11 protein-coding genes and 4 pseudogenes are annotated in these 17,019 nt (G+C 65.3%); 13 read left to right on the top strand and 2 right to left on the bottom strand.

From position 1 onward, the window contains the following. Positions 1-13 precede the first annotated feature (13 nt). Positions 14-1,590 (bottom strand): annotated as a pseudogene (locus tag ACZ1G0_RS04745) (Re/Si-specific NAD(P)(+) transhydrogenase subunit alpha). A gap of 376 nt (positions 1,591-1,966) precedes the next feature. On the opposite strand from ACZ1G0_RS04745, the gene ACZ1G0_RS04740 reads away from it, so the two are divergent. The 6 genes and pseudogenes from ACZ1G0_RS04740 (at position 1,967) to ACZ1G0_RS04715 (ending at position 8,964) form a co-directional block, all read left to right on the top strand. Continuing rightward, positions 1,967-3,250, top strand: coding sequence for a DUF3422 family protein (locus ACZ1G0_RS04740; protein WP_472735893.1), 1,284 nt, complete (start codon positions 1,967-1,969; stop codon positions 3,248-3,250). A gap of 240 nt (positions 3,251-3,490) precedes the next feature. Continuing rightward, complete coding sequence (locus ACZ1G0_RS04735; RefSeq protein WP_472735892.1) at positions 3,491-4,432, top strand: ABC transporter permease; 942 nt, start codon at positions 3,491-3,493, stop codon at positions 4,430-4,432. After that, positions 4,429-5,244: an ABC transporter permease gene (locus ACZ1G0_RS04730; RefSeq protein ID WP_472735891.1), complete on the top strand. Its 816-nt coding sequence runs from the start codon at positions 4,429-4,431 to the stop codon at positions 5,242-5,244. The genes ACZ1G0_RS04735 and ACZ1G0_RS04730 overlap by 4 nt, the downstream gene beginning before the upstream one ends. Continuing rightward, positions 5,241-6,818, top strand: coding sequence for an ABC transporter ATP-binding protein (locus tag ACZ1G0_RS04725; RefSeq protein WP_472735890.1), 1,578 nt, complete (start codon positions 5,241-5,243; stop codon positions 6,816-6,818). Before ACZ1G0_RS04730 ends, ACZ1G0_RS04725 begins: the two co-directional genes overlap by 4 nt. Positions 6,819-6,960: 142 nt before the next feature. Further along, positions 6,961-8,410: pseudogene (locus ACZ1G0_RS04720) on the top strand (aldehyde dehydrogenase family protein). Positions 8,411-8,451: 41 nt separating this feature from the next. Next, positions 8,452-8,964, top strand: a complete 513-nt coding sequence (locus ACZ1G0_RS04715; RefSeq protein ID WP_472735889.1) for a hypothetical protein — start codon at positions 8,452-8,454, stop codon at positions 8,962-8,964. A 12-nt stretch (positions 8,965-8,976) separates the two neighbouring features. Here ACZ1G0_RS04715 and ACZ1G0_RS04710 read toward each other — a convergent pair whose 3' ends face one another. Further along, on the bottom strand, positions 8,977-9,858 hold the full coding sequence (locus ACZ1G0_RS04710) for an SNIPE associated domain-containing protein (RefSeq protein ID WP_472735888.1): 882 nt from the start codon (positions 9,856-9,858) through the stop codon (positions 8,977-8,979). A gap of 347 nt (positions 9,859-10,205) precedes the next feature. On the opposite strand from ACZ1G0_RS04710, the gene ACZ1G0_RS04705 reads away from it, so the two are divergent. The 7 genes and pseudogenes from ACZ1G0_RS04705 to ACZ1G0_RS04675 all read left to right on the top strand — a co-directional run bounded on the left by ACZ1G0_RS04705 (position 10,206) and on the right by ACZ1G0_RS04675 (position 16,990). Beyond that, positions 10,206-10,946, top strand: a complete 741-nt coding sequence (locus ACZ1G0_RS04705; RefSeq protein WP_472735887.1) for an SDR family oxidoreductase — start codon at positions 10,206-10,208, stop codon at positions 10,944-10,946. Positions 10,947-11,037: 91 nt separating this feature from the next. Then, entirely contained in the window at positions 11,038-11,250 is a 213-nt protein-coding gene (locus ACZ1G0_RS04700; protein WP_472735886.1) for a hypothetical protein, read from the top strand. After that, positions 11,247-12,236, top strand: coding sequence for a P1 family peptidase (locus ACZ1G0_RS04695; RefSeq protein ID WP_472735885.1), 990 nt, complete (start codon positions 11,247-11,249; stop codon positions 12,234-12,236). The genes ACZ1G0_RS04700 and ACZ1G0_RS04695 overlap by 4 nt, the downstream gene beginning before the upstream one ends. Positions 12,237-12,354: 118 nt before the next feature. Continuing rightward, positions 12,355-13,041 carry a type 1 glutamine amidotransferase gene (locus ACZ1G0_RS04690; protein ID WP_472735884.1) on the top strand — a complete coding sequence of 229 codons (687 nt, stop codon included), beginning with the start codon at positions 12,355-12,357 and terminating at the stop codon, positions 13,039-13,041. Then, a pseudogene (locus tag ACZ1G0_RS04685) lies at positions 13,034-14,400 on the top strand (glutamine synthetase family protein). The gene ACZ1G0_RS04690 and the pseudogene ACZ1G0_RS04685 overlap by 8 nt, the downstream one beginning before the upstream one ends. A 66-nt stretch (positions 14,401-14,466) precedes the next feature. Beyond that, positions 14,467-15,735 carry an NAD(P)/FAD-dependent oxidoreductase gene (locus ACZ1G0_RS04680; protein ID WP_472735883.1) on the top strand — a complete coding sequence of 423 codons (1,269 nt, stop codon included), beginning with the start codon at positions 14,467-14,469 and terminating at the stop codon, positions 15,733-15,735. Between the two features lie 65 nt (positions 15,736-15,800). Beyond that, positions 15,801-16,990: pseudogene (locus ACZ1G0_RS04675) on the top strand (DegT/DnrJ/EryC1/StrS family aminotransferase). The last annotated feature ends 29 nt before the right edge of the window (positions 16,991-17,019 follow it).

The following is a 17,019-nucleotide window of genomic DNA, read 5'->3' as shown; positions in this document are numbered from 1 at the left end:
AATCCTCGTCTCCTTACGATTTCTGGAACATGGCGAGCATGCGCCGTGTCACGAGGAAGCCGCCAAAGATGTTGACGGCACACATGAAGATGCCAAGGGCAGCCAGCAGGGTGATCAGGTAACTGCTGGACCCCACCTGGATCAGCGCGCCAAGGATCACGATGGACGAGATCGCATTGGTCACCGCCATCAGCGGCGTGTGCAGCGAGTGTGCCACGTTCCAGATCACCTGGAACCCGATGAACACCGACAGCAGGAACACGATGAAGTGCTGCATGAAGCTGGCGGGCATGCCCGGGATCATGCCCAGCCCCAGCAGCAGCGCACCGCCCGCGCCCAGCAGGATGACCTGCTGCTTGGTCTGCGCCTTGAAGGCCGCGACCTCTTCGGCGCGTTTCTCTTCGGGGGTCTTCTCTGGCACCACTTCCTTGGGCTTGGCGGCAATGGCCGCGACCTTTGGGGAGGGGGCGGGAAGGTGATCTCGCCTTGATACGCGATGGTCGCGCCCCGGATCACGTCGTCTTCCATGTTGTGCACGACTTGACCGTCCTTTTCGGGGGTCAGGTCGGACATCATGTGGCGGATGTTGTTGCCGTACAGGTTCGACGACTGCTGCGCCATCCGGCTGGGGAAGTCGGTGTAGCCGATGATCGTCACACCGTTGTCGGTGACGATCTTTTCATCCATCACCGTCAGCTTGCAGTTGCCACCCTTTTCCGCCGCAAGGTCCACGATCACGGACCCGGGCTTCATGGCGTCCACCATGTCCTTGGTCCACAGCTCGGGCGCTTCGCGGTTGGGGATCAGCGCCGTGGTGATGACGATGTCCATGTCGGGGGCCAGCTCCCGGAACTTGGCCAACTGTGCGGCGGCGAACTCGGGCGAGGAGACAGCGGCGTAACCACCGGTGGCGGCACCGTCTTGTTGCTCCTCTTCGAAATCGAGGAAGACGAATTCCGCGCCCATGCTCTCGACCTGCTCGGCCACTTCGGGGCGCACGTCAAAGGCATAGGTGATCGCACCCAGGGACGTGGAGGTTCCGATGGCGGCCAGACCGGCCACGCCAGCGCCCACAACCAGAACCTTGGCAGGTGGCACCTTACCGGCGGCGGTCACTTGACCGGTGAAGAAGCGGCCAAAGTTGTTGCCCGCCTCGATCACAGCACGGTAGCCTGCGATATTGGCCATGGACGACAGGGCGTCCATTTTCTGCGCGCGGGAGATACGCGGCACCATGTCCATGGCGATGACATTCGCGCCCTTGGACTTGGCCAATTCCATCAGCGCCTCGTTGGCGGCGGGATAGAAGAAGCTGATCAACAACTGCCCCTGGCGCAGACGCTTGGCCTCGGCCTCGCTTGGGGGGCGCACCTTGGCAACCACGTCCACCTCTTTGAACAGGGCGGCGCCTGTTTTCACGATCTCGACGCCCGCAGCCTCGTAGGCGGCGTCGGTAAAGCCCGCAGCCGCCCCGGCCTTGGTTTCAACCGCGACGTCATATCCCAGCTTTTGCAATTGCAGAGCTGAATCAGGCGTGATCGCGACCCGCGCCTCGCCCTCATAAGTCTCTTTTGGTGCTCCGATTTTCACGAGCTTTCCCCTTCTGACACCGCGCACGACCCAAGGCCGCGCGCCATTGGCACGGGTTTACTCCGTGCACAAAAGTTGAACAATCGGCCCCCCGGTCGCAGGCAAATTGCAGACGAAACGAAATTAGGCACAAGGCCCACGCGGCGACATATGACGAAAGAATGGCCGATTCACCACCCGTCAAAGGGCCTTTTCAGCCCCAAACCGCCAAAGATTCCGACCCGCGCGCCGCAAATGCACGGCAGATATGCACCACGCGCAAGGATGATAGCGCTGACAAAGACAGCATACCGAAGTATTCCGCTAAATACCTTTATGCCTTAGCTTTTCCGCGCTAGCTGATGGGGAAAGAACTTTTGCATTGGACCCTTTCGCCATGCCACCCCTTGTTGATCACCCCAACCGCTATGCCCTTGCGAACGAGCTGCACGCCCGCCCCTTCCCGGCCCTCGAGACCCCGTGTCAGGCCGCCTATCTGGCGATCAAGCAACCCGTAGACGCCGCCAACCGTGACCGCTCCCTCGACCGGGCCCACCTTGTGGACCTGCTGGACCGGTTCGGCGCGGATCACCCGGCCCCGGACGCCACGCACTTCTTCGGGCAGTTGGGCAAGCACATGCTGAAGTGGGAAAGCCATACGGAGTTTGTGACCTACACCATCTTTGCCCCGATCCCCGAAGGCCGGCCCTATGATGCGGACGGCTTTGACGTCTTTCCCGAGGATTGGCTGGCCACCGCCCCCGGCGTGCGGATCACCTCTGCCCTGATCCGGATCGAACCCCTGCCGGGCGGCGAGGAAGATGTGGTGAAACGGGTCCAGGACTGGTTCGTGCCCGAAAGCCTTGCCTGTAGTTACGTTCTGGACGGGTCGGCCATTGTCGCGGGGGATTTCCGCATTGATTCCGGCGGGCACATGCGGTTCGCCGTCTTCACCCGCGCCGACACCGGGCGCAGCCGGGTGGGCCGCATCGTGCAGCGCCTGTGCGAGATCGAGACCTATAAATCCATGGCCATGCTGACCCTTCCACGCGTGCGGGCCCTTGGGGGCACGCTGGGGGATATGGACCAACAGCTGTCGGATCTGGTGGGCAACATGCGCGGGGGCGGCGCGAAGTCCGAGGAAACCCTGGACGGTCTGCTGGAAATCGCCTCGGAGTTGGAGACGATGCTGGCCCGCAACGCCTTTCGCTTTGGGGCGCGCGGGGCCTATGCGGCGCTGGTCAAGCAACGGATCGAGGTCCTGCGCGAGGATCGGTTCATGGGCCGCCAGACCCTGGCAGAGTTCATGATGCGCCGGTTCGAGCCTGCCATGCGCACCTGTGTGTCCGTAGAGCGCCGGATGGAAACCATGGCCGAGCGGGCGCGCCGCGCGGGCGACCTGCTGTCCACCCGGGTCAACGTGGAACGGTCAGAGCAGAACCAGAAGCTGCTGGAAAGCATGGACGAGCGCGCCGCCCTGCAGCTGCGTCTGCAAAAGACCGTGGAGGGGCTGTCCGTCGTGGCCATCAGCTACTACGCCCTGAACCTTGTGGCGTCCTTCGTCTATCCGGTGGCGTCCCGGGTCGGGCTGACCAAGGAGTGGGTGTTTGCCATTGCGGTTCTGCCCGTGGTGCTGGGGGTCTGGGCCATCGTGCGCCGGATCCGCCGGTCCATGGAGTGATTGCGCCGCGCTGACGCGCGTCGCGGCGCCGGGGCTGCGCCCCGGACCCCCTTGGCCCTGTTGGACCCTATCGCATCATGCCGGTGGCGCGCCTGTTGCGGGCGGTGTGTTGGGGTATTTTTGACCCAATGAAGCGGGGGCGCGCGGGATGGCCGGGGTTGGGGGCCGGGTGCGTTTGGGGTGGAGTCTATCGCTCCGCGCCCCCTTTCCCCGGACGTCCCATAGGGGTAGCCTTTGCCCATGATATGGTTTGTCCTTCGACGCGCGGTGTCCCTTGGCCTGTCCCTTTGGGTGGCAAGCGTGGTGATTTTCGCCATGTTGCAAGTGGTGCCGGGCGACCCGGCGGCGTTCATGTTGGGGTTGAATGCCTCGGAGGAGGCGATCGCGGCCCTGCGCGCGGAGCTGGGGTTGTCGGGCGGGATGTTGGAGCGCTATGGCGGCTGGGTCGCTGGGATGCTGACGGGGGATTTGGGGACGTCCTACACCTACCGTGTGCCCGTGGCCGATCTGGTGGCGGACCGGATTGCAGTGTCCGCGCCCCTGGCTCTTTATGCGCTGTTGCTGTCGACCCTGATCGCGGTGCCCGTGGGCCTGCTGGCGGCCAGCACCCGGGGCAGTCTGGCCGACTGGGGAGTGATGGGGGGCACGCAGCTGGGCATCGCCATCCCGAACTTCTGGTTCGCCATGTTGCTGGTGCTGGTCTTTGCGGTGAACCTGCGCTGGTTTTCGGCCGGAGGGTTCGCCGGCTGGGACGATCCCTTGGCCGCAATGAAGTCCCTGACCCTGCCTGCCATCGCCCTGGCCCTGCCCCAGGCGTCGATCCTGGCCCGCGTGCTGCGCTCGGCCCTGTTGGACACGATGGACGCCGATTACGTGCGCACGGCGCGGGCCAAGGGTCTGTCGCGCGCCCAGGTCACCCTGCGCCACACCCTGCGCAACGCCGCGATCCCGGTCCTGACGATCCTGGGGCTGCAATTCAGCTTTCTGCTGGCAGGCGCGATCATCATTGAAAACGTGTTCTTTCTGCCCGGGTTGGGGCGCTTGATTTTCCAAGGCATCACACAGCGCGACCTGATCGTGGTGCAATCGGTCACCATGCTGCTGGTGTTTGCGGTGATCTTGGTGACGTTTTTGGTGGATCTGGCCTATGCCGCCGCTGACCCGAGGTTGCGCCGCCCATGAAGCGCATTCCCCTGATCATCGGGGCCGCCCTTGCGGCGCTGGCACTGCTGGGCGCGCTGGTCTCGCTGGTGTGGGTGCCCCACGACACGACCGTTCTGGACATCTCGCAACGCCTGCTGCCCCCCTCTGCCGGGCACCCCTTGGGCACGGACCACTTTGGCCGGGACATGCTGTCGATGTTGATGGAGGGGGCCCAGACCTCGATCGCCGTTGCCCTGGTGGCGGTGGGCATCGGCATCGTGTTCGGCGTGCCCCTGGGGCTGGCGGCGGCGGCCGCGCGCGGGTCCCTGCTGGACGAGGTGATCATGCGCGGCAACGACCTGATCTTTGCCTTCCCGTCGTTGGTCATTGCGATCCTTATTACCGCCGTGTTCGGCCCCTCCGCCTTCAACGCGATCCTGGCCATCGGCATCTTCAACATCCCCGTGTTCGCGCGCGTGGCCCGGGGGGCGTTGCCCCTGTGGACGCTGGACTACGTGCTGGCCGCCCGGGTGGCGGGCAAGGGCCGCGCGCGGATCAGCGCACAACACATCCTGCCCAACATCGCCAACCTGCTGATCGTGCAGGGCACCATCCAGTTCAGCCTTGGCATTCTGGCCGAGGCCGCCCTGTCCTACGTGGGTCTGGGCGCCCAGCCCCCCACCGCCAGCTGGGGGCGGATGCTGGCGGACGCCCAGACCATGATCTATACCGAGCCGCAGCTGGCCATCCTGCCGGGCTTGGCGATTGTGCTGCTGGTGCTGGGGCTGAACCTGCTGGGCGACGGGCTGCGCGATGCGCTGGACCCGCGCCTGCGACGGGTGGCGCAATGATCGCCCTGGACCGCTTGTCCCTGTCGATCCACGGCACGCCGATCCTGCACGACGTGGACCTGACGATTGCCCCGGGGCAGGTGCTGGGGCTGGTGGGCGAATCCGGGTCGGGCAAATCCATGACCGCCCTCGCCCTGATGGGCCTGTTGCCGCCCGGGTCCACCACAACCGGCACAGTCACGCTGGACGGACGCGACCTGACGGGCCTGACGGACGCCGCGTATTGCGCCCTGCGCGGCCAGGACATCGGCATGATCTTTCAGGAACCCATGACCGCCCTGAACCCCGTGAAAACCATTGGCGCCCAGGTGGCCGAGACCATCCGCATCCATCGCCGCGGCACCGCGCGCGCGGCCTTGGCCACGGCCCGCGACCGGCTCGACCGCGTGGGCCTGCCCCACATCGCCATGGACCGCTACCCCCACGAGCTGTCGGGCGGTCAGCGTCAGAGGGTCTGCATCGCGATGGCCATCGCCCTGCGCCCGCGCCTGTTGATCGCGGATGAACCGACCACGGCGCTGGACGTGACGACACAGGCGCAGATCCTCGACCTGCTGGGCGACCTTGTCCGGGCAGAGGGCATGGCCCTGTTGCTGATCACCCATGATCTGGGCGTGGTGGCAGGCATGGCGGACCGGGTGGCGGTGATGAAGGACGGCGCGGTGGTGGAAACCGGCACGACCGAAGCGCTGTTCCGCACCATGGCACACCCCTATACGCGGGCGTTGCTGGCGGCCTCCACCCCCGCCCCGCGCCCCGCGCGACAGGTGCCCCACGCCCCGGTCCTGACCGCGCGGGGCGTCATCCGCCAGTATCCCGGCGCGCGCCAAGGCCTGCGGCGCGCGGCTCCGGTGACGGCGGTGGACGGCGTCTCTTTCACCCTCCACAAGGGGGAGAGCCTGGGCCTTGTGGGGGAATCCGGGTGCGGGAAATCCACACTGACCCGCGCACTGCTGGGCCTTGACCCCACCCAAGGGGGCACGATCCACCTGTTCGACACCCCGGTGTCGCCCCAGATGCCCGCCGCCGCACGGGCCCGCGCACAGGTGGTGTTTCAGGACCCCTACGGCAGCTTCAACCCCCGCTGGCGGGTGCGCGACCTGATTGCCGAACCCTTCCACCTGACCGGGCGCCCGGCGGACTGGCAGGCCCGGGTGGCCACGGCCCTGACGGACGTGGGCCTGTCGCCACAGGACGCCGCCAAATACCCCCACGCCTTTTCCGGTGGCCAGCGCCAGCGCATCGCCATCGCCCGCGCCCTGATCACCAAGCCCGACGTCCTGATCCTGGACGAGGCGGTCTCGGCCCTCGATGTCCGCGTGCGTGCACAGATCCTTGCCCTGTTGGAGGATCTGCAACAACGTCACGGGCTGGCCTACCTGTTCATCTCCCACGACCTGACGGTGGTGCGCGCCATCACCGACCGGGTGATGGTCATGCAGTCGGGCAAAATCGTCGAGGAGGGCGCCACGGAACAAGTCTTTCAATCCCCGTCCCACAACTACACCAAAACCCTGATCGCCGCCGCGCCGCGCATCCCGCCCCACTGGACCCGCACCGGGACGGTGGGATAAATCCCACCCTACCGCCCCTCATTGTTCCACAAATACCCTCGGGGGAGGCCAAAGGCCGGGGGCAGAGCCCCCTCTCATAAATCAATCCGGCCAAAGGCCGGGGGGCAGAGGCCCCTCCCCACCCGCCAAAAGGACCACGCCCATGACCTTCCAAACCGCCCTCTGGTTCGACCCCGCCCAAATGCTGATCGGTGGCCAATGGCCCCCCCCGATCAAACGCACCCCGTCATCGACCCCAGCCATGGCACCGAGGTCGCGCGCATCCCCCGCGCCAGCGCGGCGGACGTGGACGCCGCCGTTACCGCCGCCCAAGCCGCCCTCGACGGCGATTGGGGCCAGCTGCCAGCATTGGATCGGGGCCGACTGCTGGGCAGACTGGGGCAACTGGTTCTCGATCGCGCCGACCAACTGACCCTGCTGGAGGCGACGGATGTGGGCAAACCCCTGACCCAGGCCCGCAACGACGTCATCGCCCTTGCCCGTTACTGCGAATTCTACGCCGGGGCCGCCGACAAAATCACCGGCGAAACGATCCCCTTTCAAAACGGCTTCACCGTCTACACATTGCGGGAGCCGCACGGCGTCACGGGCCACATCGTGCCGTGGAACTACCCCATGCAGATCATCGGGCGCAGCGTCGGCGCGGCCCTCGCCATGGGCAACGCCTGCGTCCTGAAACCCGCCGAGGACGCCGCCCTCACGGCGCTGGCCATCGGCCATCTGGCGCAAGAGGCGGGCTTCCCCCCGGTGCCCTGAACATCATCCCCGGTCTGGGGGCCGAGGCGGGGGCGGCCCTGACCACCCACCCCGGCGTGCACCACATGTCGTTCACCGGGTCCGTGGCCACGGGCCAGATGATCCAAGAGGGGGCGGCCCGCAACGTCGCCCCCGTCACGCTGGAACTGGGGGGCAAATCCCCGCAACTGGTGTTTGACGACGCGGACCTCGACGCGGCCCTGCCGTTCCTTGTGAACGCGGGCATCCAGAACGCGGGCCAGACCTGCTCGGCGGCTTCGCGCATCCTGGTGCAGCGGGGCATTTATGACGACGTAGTGGCCCGCATGGCCGACCGCTACCGCGCCCTGACCATCGCCCCGGCGACCCAAGACGCAGCCGTGGGCCCCCTCGTCAGCCAGCGCCAGAAACAGATCGTCGAGGGCTTCCTTGCCCAAGCCCACGACCTGCGCATCGCCGCCACCGCCCCCCTGCCCGACACCCTGCCCGAGGGCGGCGCCTACATCGCCCCCACCCTGCTGGCCGATGTGCCACCCGACCACCCCCTGGCCCAGCAGGAAATCTTCGGCCCCGTGCAGGTCATCATCCCCTTCGACACCGAGGCCGAGGCCATCGCCATCGCCAACGGCACGGAATACGGCCTTGTGGCGGGCGTCTGGACCCGGGACGGGGCGCGGCAGATGCGGCTGGCCCGCGCGATCAAGGCGGGCCAGGTGTTCCTGAACAACTACGGGGCCGCAGGCGGCGTGGAGCTGCCCTTCGGCGGGGTCGGCAAATCGGGCCACGGCCGCGAAAAGGGGTTCGAGGCCCTCTACGGCTTTTCCACCCTCAAGACGGTTGCGGCACACCACGGCTAGCAGGCATACTGGACATCAATCCTGTCAGCCGGAGCAGACACATGTCCAAGATCGCCACCCTCCCCCTGCTGCTGGCCCTGTCGGTTCTGGCCGCAGGGCTGTTCGGCGCGCTGCACAACCAACTCAGCTACTCCATCGGGCCAGAGTACTTCACCGGCTTCAAATTCGCCCAGTTCGACATCGCAGGTGACAGCCCCCCGCGCGTCGGAGCGGCCCTCGTGGGCTGGCAGGCCAGCTGGTGGATGGGCCTGATCGCGGGGGTGCCCGTGATGCTCTATGGTTTGGTGCGCGCGGCCACGGGCAGCGCCCTGTGGGCCGGGGGCCTGGGCGCGATCGGCACGGTGATCCTGGTGGCCACCATGGCGGCCTTTGGCGGGCTGGCGGTGGGCATGGCGGCGATGGCCTTCGACCTCGACCTGCCCTTCACGATCCCCGCCACGGTCAACCCCGAACACTACGTCCGCGCAGGTGCCATGCACGACGCGACCTACTTCGGAGGCCTGCTGGGCGCGGCCCTCGCCTTCTGGCCTATGCACCGCGCCACGCGGGGGTAGGCGGGCGCGGCACTAGATCATGTCGGGCAACCGATCGGGTGCCACGTCCCGCAGGATGGCGTTGCGCCGCGCCATGGTCTCGAACCATTCCTGCGCCTCTCGATCCTTGAAAAAGGACGCCTCCGGGGCCAATCGCTCCACCGCATCTTCAACGGCCTCCAACGAGACGCGGAAAAACGCCTTGCGCATGTTGGACATATTGACCCGTTCACTCGCAAATTCCGTGTGCAACGCCCGTTCCAACGCCGGGGCTTCGTCACTGTAGATCATCGCGTGTACATCAAAGCCAAACGGGACAGAGGCATCGCCCAATTCCTTCACACGGTCCAGTGGATCAACCCGCCGGGTCAGACCAATCTTGACGATCTCCTCACCAAAGGACCCGACATTTGAAATCACATAGACATAGCCGGACTTGGTCATCTCGGCCATGGCGCGGGCGCGTTCTGCCTCACTGTCCGCAGCCTCCAGCTTGGCCTCAAGGTCTGCGATTCGGGCGCGCATTTCATCGGTTTGCACATCACCGCCCGCCTCTTGCCGCGCCTTGTCCAACAGCCGTTGGTATTCGGTCTCTGCCTTCTCGGCCTTGACGGCTTCGGCCACAAGACGCGCTTCTTCGCGTTCCGCACGCTTCATCTCGACCCGCTCTTCGCGTTCCGCCTTCTGCTGCTCTCGATACTCATGGGTCAGGCGCAGCTCTTCGATTTTCATCACGACAAAGTTGTCCGCAATCTCCAACCCCATCGAGGTGTTTTCTTTGTTGATCGCCTTGGCCGCTGCTAGAACCCGTCGCTCCATCGCCACGACGTTGTTCCACCGCGTGTTCGCAATCGCCGCCTCGCACCTGCCCGCGCCACCTCCGCCGCCTTGGCCCGCCGCCGGGCCAAAAACCAAAGCACCAAGAATAATGGAAAGCCGATCAGAAAGACCGACACGAAAACCTTTGTCACACCAAAAGCCTCGGATCCCAGCGCTAAATCCTAACACTTGGTAAACGCCTGCGCGAAATCCTTAACGGCCCAAGGGTTTTGCGCCTATGCGTACGCCGGGAAATCCGACCTGCGCCGGATCGTGCACGGGTTTTGGCCGACCCGTGCGGGTTCATGCACGGGTCGCGGCGCTGTTTTGCGCCAAACTCGGGCCAAAACCGCCCGAAAATACGCGAATTAACGCAATCGAAATTTCCTTTAACACGGCGGAAAAGGGGACCATACTGATGCTGCGTATAAGGGGGATTTCACATGCGATTAGACGGTAAAACAGCCATCGTCACAGGGGGCGCATCGGGCTTTGGCGCAGGGATCGCGCGCAAGTTCGCGGCCGAGGGCGCGCGGGTCCTCGTGGCCGATCTGAACGCCGAGGGCGCCGCTGAAATAGCCCACGAGATCAACGGGATACACGCCCGCGCCGATGTCGCCAAGGGCGAGTATTGGACGTCCCTTCTGGACCAGATCACGCAAGAATGGGGCCATCTGGACATACTCGTGAACAACGCAGGCGTCACCCATATGCCCGGCCCCCTCGAAGATATTTCCGAAGCCGATTTTGACCGCGTCCTCGCCGTCAATGCCAAATCCGTTTACCTGTCGGCCCGCGTCGTGGTTCCCCACATGAAATCAAGAGGTTACGGCAATATCCTGAACGTGGCCAGCACCGCTGGCGTCTCCCCGCGGCCCAATCTGAACTGGTATAACGCCTCCAAGGGTTGGATGATCACAGCCACAAGAACTATGGCCGTAGAGCTTGCCCCCCACAACATACGGGTGAATTGCCTCAATCCGGTCGCCGGTGACACCCCCTTGCTGGCCAGCTTCATGGGCGAAGACACGCCCGAGCGGCGCGCGCAGTTCCTGTCCACCATCCCCTTGGGGCGCTTCTCGACCCCGCAAGACCTTGGAAACGCTGCATGTTTTCTGTGTTCGGACGAGGCTAGCATGATCACCGGTGTCGGCCTAGAGGTTGACGGCGGGCGGTGTATCTGACGTGAAACTAGCCTGCGACATCCACTTCATGAGCGGCGATTTCGCCAGCCAACCTCTTGTTTTCGCACATCTTTTAGATCATTCGAGCCAGTTGGATTTCGACCACATCGAGGTCCTGTTTCGCCCCTTTGCGCCCCGTTTGGCCCAATGGTTAACCCCCAAAGCCATCCAAACCCTAGAGGCCACGCCCCAAGGCACCCTTGTGGCGTTCCTGCCCGCGTCCGGCGGCCCCATCGCGCCCACTCAACACCTTGAAAAAGTTGGTACTTTCCCAGCTACCATCACCAGAGCAGCCCTGCCATGAAGCCCGGCCCCACCAATTCCATCACCGATATATTGGGGCTGCGCGTTGGTCACGCACAAGATGACCGGTTGAAATCCGGTTGCACGGTTGTGGTGGGCGACACGCCCTTCACCGCCGCCGTGCACATCATGGGCGGCGCCCCCGGCACGCGGGAGACCGACCTGCTGGCCCCCGACAAGATGGTGCAACAGGTTGATGCCATTACACTTTCCGGCGGTTCCGCCTTTGGCCTTGATGCCGCCTCCGGGGTGGCAGACGCCCTGCGCGCCATGGGCCGTGGCTTTGACGTGGGCGGGCAAAAGGTGCCGATTGTGCCCGGTGCGATCCTGTTTGACCTGCTGAACGGCGGTGACAAAGCGTGGGGCGACAACCCCTACAAATCCCTCGGCCAAGCCGCCCTTGCCGCCGCCGCTCCCACCTGCCCCGTGGGCACCGTCGGCGCGGGCACAGGGGCCACAACGGCCACGTTGAAAGGCGGGCTCGGCACGGCCTCCACCACGCTGGACAACGGCATCACCGTAGGCGCGCTGGTGGCCGTCAACGCGCTCGGCAGTGCCACCCAAGGGCGCCAGTTCTACGCCGCCCCGTGGGAATTTGGGGCGGAGTTCGGTGGCCTTGGCCCCGCAATGCCGGACCCGGCCCACGAACCCGCCCCCGAGAAACGGATGGGCGAGGCCACGACCATCGCCATCATCGCAACGGACGCGGATCTGACCCAAGCGCAATGCCAGCGCCTTGCCACCACAGCCCACGATGGCATGGCCCGTGCCCTGATACCGGCGCATACGCCCATGGACGGGGACCTGATCTTTGCGGCCAGCACCGGCGCACGCCCCCTGCCCGACCCAGTTTGGGACCCGCTGCGCCTTGGCCACGCTGCCGCCTGCACGCTGGCCCGCGCCATTGCGCGCGGGGTGCATGCCGCGAGCCCTGCCCCGGGCGACACACTGCCCTGTTGGCGCGATCTGCCTGCTTCATCGGGTTGAAAATACCCCAAAAACCCGACCCGCAGTTAGGCGCGTTGATACCCCCGATCCCGTGAAAGCAGGACTTGTCCCGGCATGCGCGCAGGCGTACCGTCGCGCCAAATCAGGGGGAGTCCTCATGCGCATCGGCATCCTGCAGTGCGGCCATACCACGCCCGATATCGCCCAGACCCACGGCGATTTCGACCATATGTTCCAGAGGCTTTTCGCGGACCATGCCTTTGAATTTACAAGCTATGATGTTGAAAACATGGTGTTCCCAGACAGCCCTCACAGCCAACAGGGGTGGCTGATTACTGGGTCCAAACATGGCGCCTACGAGGACCATGCCTTCATTCCGCCGCTGGAAGAATTCATCCGCGCCACCCATGCCGCCCGGATCCCCATGATCGGCATCTGCTTTGGCCACCAGATCATTGCCCAGGCCCTCGGCGGGCGGGTTGAAAAGTCGCCCAAGGGATGGGGTCTTGGGCGCCAAACCTACGAGACCGACCAAGGTTCCATCGCCCTGAACGCATGGCATCAAGACCAAGTGACCGACCTTCCACCGGACGCAAGGGTGCTGGGGGGCAACGATCACTGTCCCTACGCGATCCTGTCCTACGGCGACCACATTCTGACCACACAGCCGCACCCCGAATTCTCGGGCGCGATTGTGGCCGACTATGCCCGCACCCGGCGCGGCACCCTCGACTACGAGGACGACCGCATCGATGCGGCCCTGGCCCATGCCGACGCGCCCCTGGACCGCGCTGCCATGGCGGACCGCCTTGCTCTCACCCTAAAGGCCAAAACACATGCCTGACCACACCCAAGACTGGATCACCTCCCTGCCCGATCACGCGCAGGACTACCTTCAGGGGCGCAAGCTGGACGAGGTGGAATGCGTCGTCGCGGACTTGTCCGGCATCGCGCGGGGCAAGGCCATGCCTGCGGGCAAGTTCGCCAAGCAGACCCATTTCTACCTGCCCTCCTCTATCTTTCAGCAGACCATCACTGGCGATTGGGCCGACGACGGGGACGAGCCGTTTCTGGAGCCTGACATGGTGCTGGAACCGGACTGGGACACCGCCTGCGCCGCCCCCTGGACCGCCGATTGGACGTTGCAGGTGATCCACGACATGAAGGGCAAGGACGGCGCGCCCTACCCCGTGGCCCCGCGCAATGTGCTCAAACGTGTGGTGGACCTGTATCACGAACGCGGCTGGACCCCGGTCGTGGCCCCAGAGATGGAGTTCTATCTGGTCGCCCGCAACACCGACCCGCGCCAGCCCGTCGTCCCCCCATCGGGCGGTCCGGCAGGCCGGCTGCCGCACGCCAGGCCTACTCCATGTCCGCTGTGGACGAATACGGCCCCGTGATCGACGACATCTATGACTTCGCCGAGGCCATGGGCCTGGAGATTGACGGCATCCTGCAAGAGGGTGGCTCGGGCCAGATCGAGATGAACCTGCGCCACGGCGATCCGGTGAAACTGGCCGACGAGATCTTCTACTTCAAACGCATGATCCGCGAAGCCGCCCTGCGCCACGATTGCTATGCTACCTTCATGGCAAAACCGATCCAGGATCAACCGGGCAGCGCCATGCACATCCACCATTCGGTGGTGGACAGCGCCACGGGCGACAACATCTTTGCCACCGCAGACGGCACCGAGACCCCGGCGTTTGCCCACTTCATCGGGGGGCTGCAACGTCACCTGCCCGAGGTGATCGCCCTGCTGGCCCCTTACGTGAACAGCTACCGCCGCTACGTCCCCGATTTCGCCGCACCGATCAATCTCGAATGGGGCCGGGACAACAGGACCACGGGGCTGCGGGTGCCAGTCTCGGACGCCAAGGGCAAGCGGATCGAAAACAGGATCGCGGGCATGGACAGCAACCCCTACCTCGCCATCGCGGGCAGCCTGGCCTGCGGCTACCTCGGCCTGATCCACCAGATCGACCCCGACACCCAGTTCATCGGCGACGCCTACGACAGCCGCGCAGGCATCCCCCGGGACATGACGGCGGCCATTGAACGGTTCAAACGCGGCGAGGCCATCCACGAAGTGCTGCACCCCCGGTTCTGCGAAATCTACACGGCGGTCAAGGAAATGGAGTATTCGGGCTTTCTGACCGAAATCTCCCCGTGGGAACGGGAACATCTGCTGCTCAATGTGTAAAACGCCGCCCCTTCATTGGGTCAAAAATACGCCCGGGGGTCTGGGGGCAGCGCCCCCAGAGGTCCCATGACCTGGCTGCATGCCAACGGCCCGCTGACCGACCACGCGCCCAGCTACTACGCCGACATCACGCCGCCCCTGGCACCCCTGCCGCCCTTGCGCGGCCAGCACGGGGCGGACCTGTGTATTGTGGGCGCGGGGCTGACCGGGTTGTCGGCAGCACTGCACGCGGCGCAAGCGGGCCAACGGGTGATCGTGCTGGAGGCGGCGCGCGTGGGCTGGGGCGCATCGGGGCGCAACGGCGGGCAGATAGGCACAGGCTTCAACTGGGACCCGGACAAACTGTCGGCCCGGCTTGGCGCGGCAAGGGCGCGCGCCCTGTGGGACCTGGCCACCCAAGCCAAAACCCTGACCCACAGCCTGATCCAGACCCATGCGCCCGAGGCAGGCCTACGCCCCGGCATCCTGTACGCCAGCCGCAAGGCCCAAGACCACGGCGCCTATGCCGCGCGGATGCAGGACGCATGGGACTGGCCGCTGCAAGCATTGGGGGCGGAGGAGATATCCGCCCGCATCGGAAGCACCGCCTACGCTGGCGGCGTGCTGGACCCGACGGGCGCCGTCTGCAACCCTTTGGCCTATACGCGGGGCCTTGCCCGCGCCTGTATCGCCGCCGGAGTGACGATCCACGAACAAACACTGGTGCATCGGATTACTCCCGGTCTGGTGCGGGCGAACCACGGGCGTGTCCGCGCCCGGCACATTCTGCACGCCACCAACGGGCTGTCCCCGCATCTGACGGTCAAAACCGCGGCCCGGGTCCTGCCCATCAACAACTACATCGCGGTCACCGAACCCCTAGCCCTGCCCCCCATGGCCCGCCCCGTGGCTGTGGCGGACGACCGGTTTGTGGTGAACTACTTTTGGCAGACGACAGACGGGCGGCTGGTCTACGGGGGCGAAAGCTACGGCAAACGCTTTCCTACGGATATCCGCGCCAAGGTCCGCGCCAACCTTGCACAGGTCTACCCGGAGCTTGCCGACGTCCGCTTTACCCATGCTTGGGGCGGCACGCTCGCCGTGACCGCAACGCGCCTGCCGTACGTGGCCGAGGTGGCACCGGGTGTGTTCAGCGCAGGCGGGTATTCGGGACACGGCTTGGCCTTGACCGCAATCGCGGGCAAAGCCATCGCAGACGCCTGCCAAGGGGACAACACCACCCTGACCACGCTGGCCAGTCTGCCCGCCCCGCCCCTGCCGGGGGGTCGAACCCTGGGCGGGATATGGACCACTTTGGGAATGGCGGGCGCCGCCGCATTGGACCGCCTGCGCTGATCTGTTACAAAACCGACATGGAGCCGTCCTACACAGGGCGGGAGCTTGCAATGTTGGAACGTCTCATGAACCCACCTGACCTACACGCCGCCGAGGCCATCCCCCCGCGGCCCGCGCAGAGATTGATCGCCTCCTGACCTCGGGCGACTTGTTCCGCTACACCGCCCCGCAAGACGCGCCCGTCGCTCTGTTGGAGCGGGCGTTCGCCCAGATGATGGGCAGCCGCTACGCACTTGCGGTGGCCTCCTGCTCGGCGGCGCTGTTTTTGTCCTTACGCGCGCTGCTGCCCCGGGGCGGGCGGGTTCTGATCCCCGCCTTTACCTTTGCCGCCGTCCCCTCGGCGGTGGTCCATGGGGGCTGCACGCCGGTACTATGCGAAGTGGGCGCGGACTACCGCATTGATCTGGCTGATTTTCACGCCAAGTTGAGCAGTGTCGACGCGGTCCTGATCAGCCACATGCGCGGCCATACCAGTGACATGGATGCGATCCTTGCCGCCTGCACCGCCGCCGGCGTGCCGGTGCTCGAGGATGCTGCCCATTCCCTGGGCACCCTTTGGCATGACCGCAAAATCGGAACCTTGGGCGCGGTGGGGTGCTTTAGCTTTCAATCCTACAAGATGCTAAACGCCGGAGAGGGCGGCATTCTGGTCACCGATGACCCCGATCTATATGCCCAGATGGTGATCATGTCCGGCGCATATGAGCATAATTGGGCCAAACACGATTGCGTTGATGCCCCCCTTCGCGCCGCCTTTGCGGCGTGGCAAAACCGCCTGCCGCTGTACAACACCCGGATGCAGAACCTTTCGGCGGCAGTGATCCAGCCCCAGTTGTCGCAACTCGCACGCCGGGTGCGCGATGGGCTGCGAAACCACAACCACGTGGCCGCGCACCTTCAGGGCCATCCCAATATCGATGTCCCCGCCGCCCTGCCGCCCGAAACAAGGGCACCGGATTCGATCCAATTCAATCTGGTGGACCTGTCGGATGCACAGGTCATCGCATTCCAGACGGCCTCGGCCCAAAGGGGCGTGCCGGTGCAGGTGTTCGGTCTGTCCAAGGACAACGCCCGCGCCTTCTGGAACTGGCAGTTCTTGCAGGATCTACCGGATCTGCCTCAAACCCGGGCCATGCTCTCGCGCGCCTGTGACGTACGGCTGCCTGTCCGTCTGACTTTGACGGAATGTGACACCATCGCACAGACCTTGCTCGCGTCCCTAGACGCTGCCTGCAGCGCCACACAGGCGGCCTAGAGCCTGACGATCACAACGGCACAGTCGAC

It is taken from the genome of Thalassobacter sp. HA4-2 (genome assembly GCF_055693705.1).
Note: the sequence above shows the minus strand (reverse complement) of the source record. Positions and strands in the feature narration are given on the sequence as shown.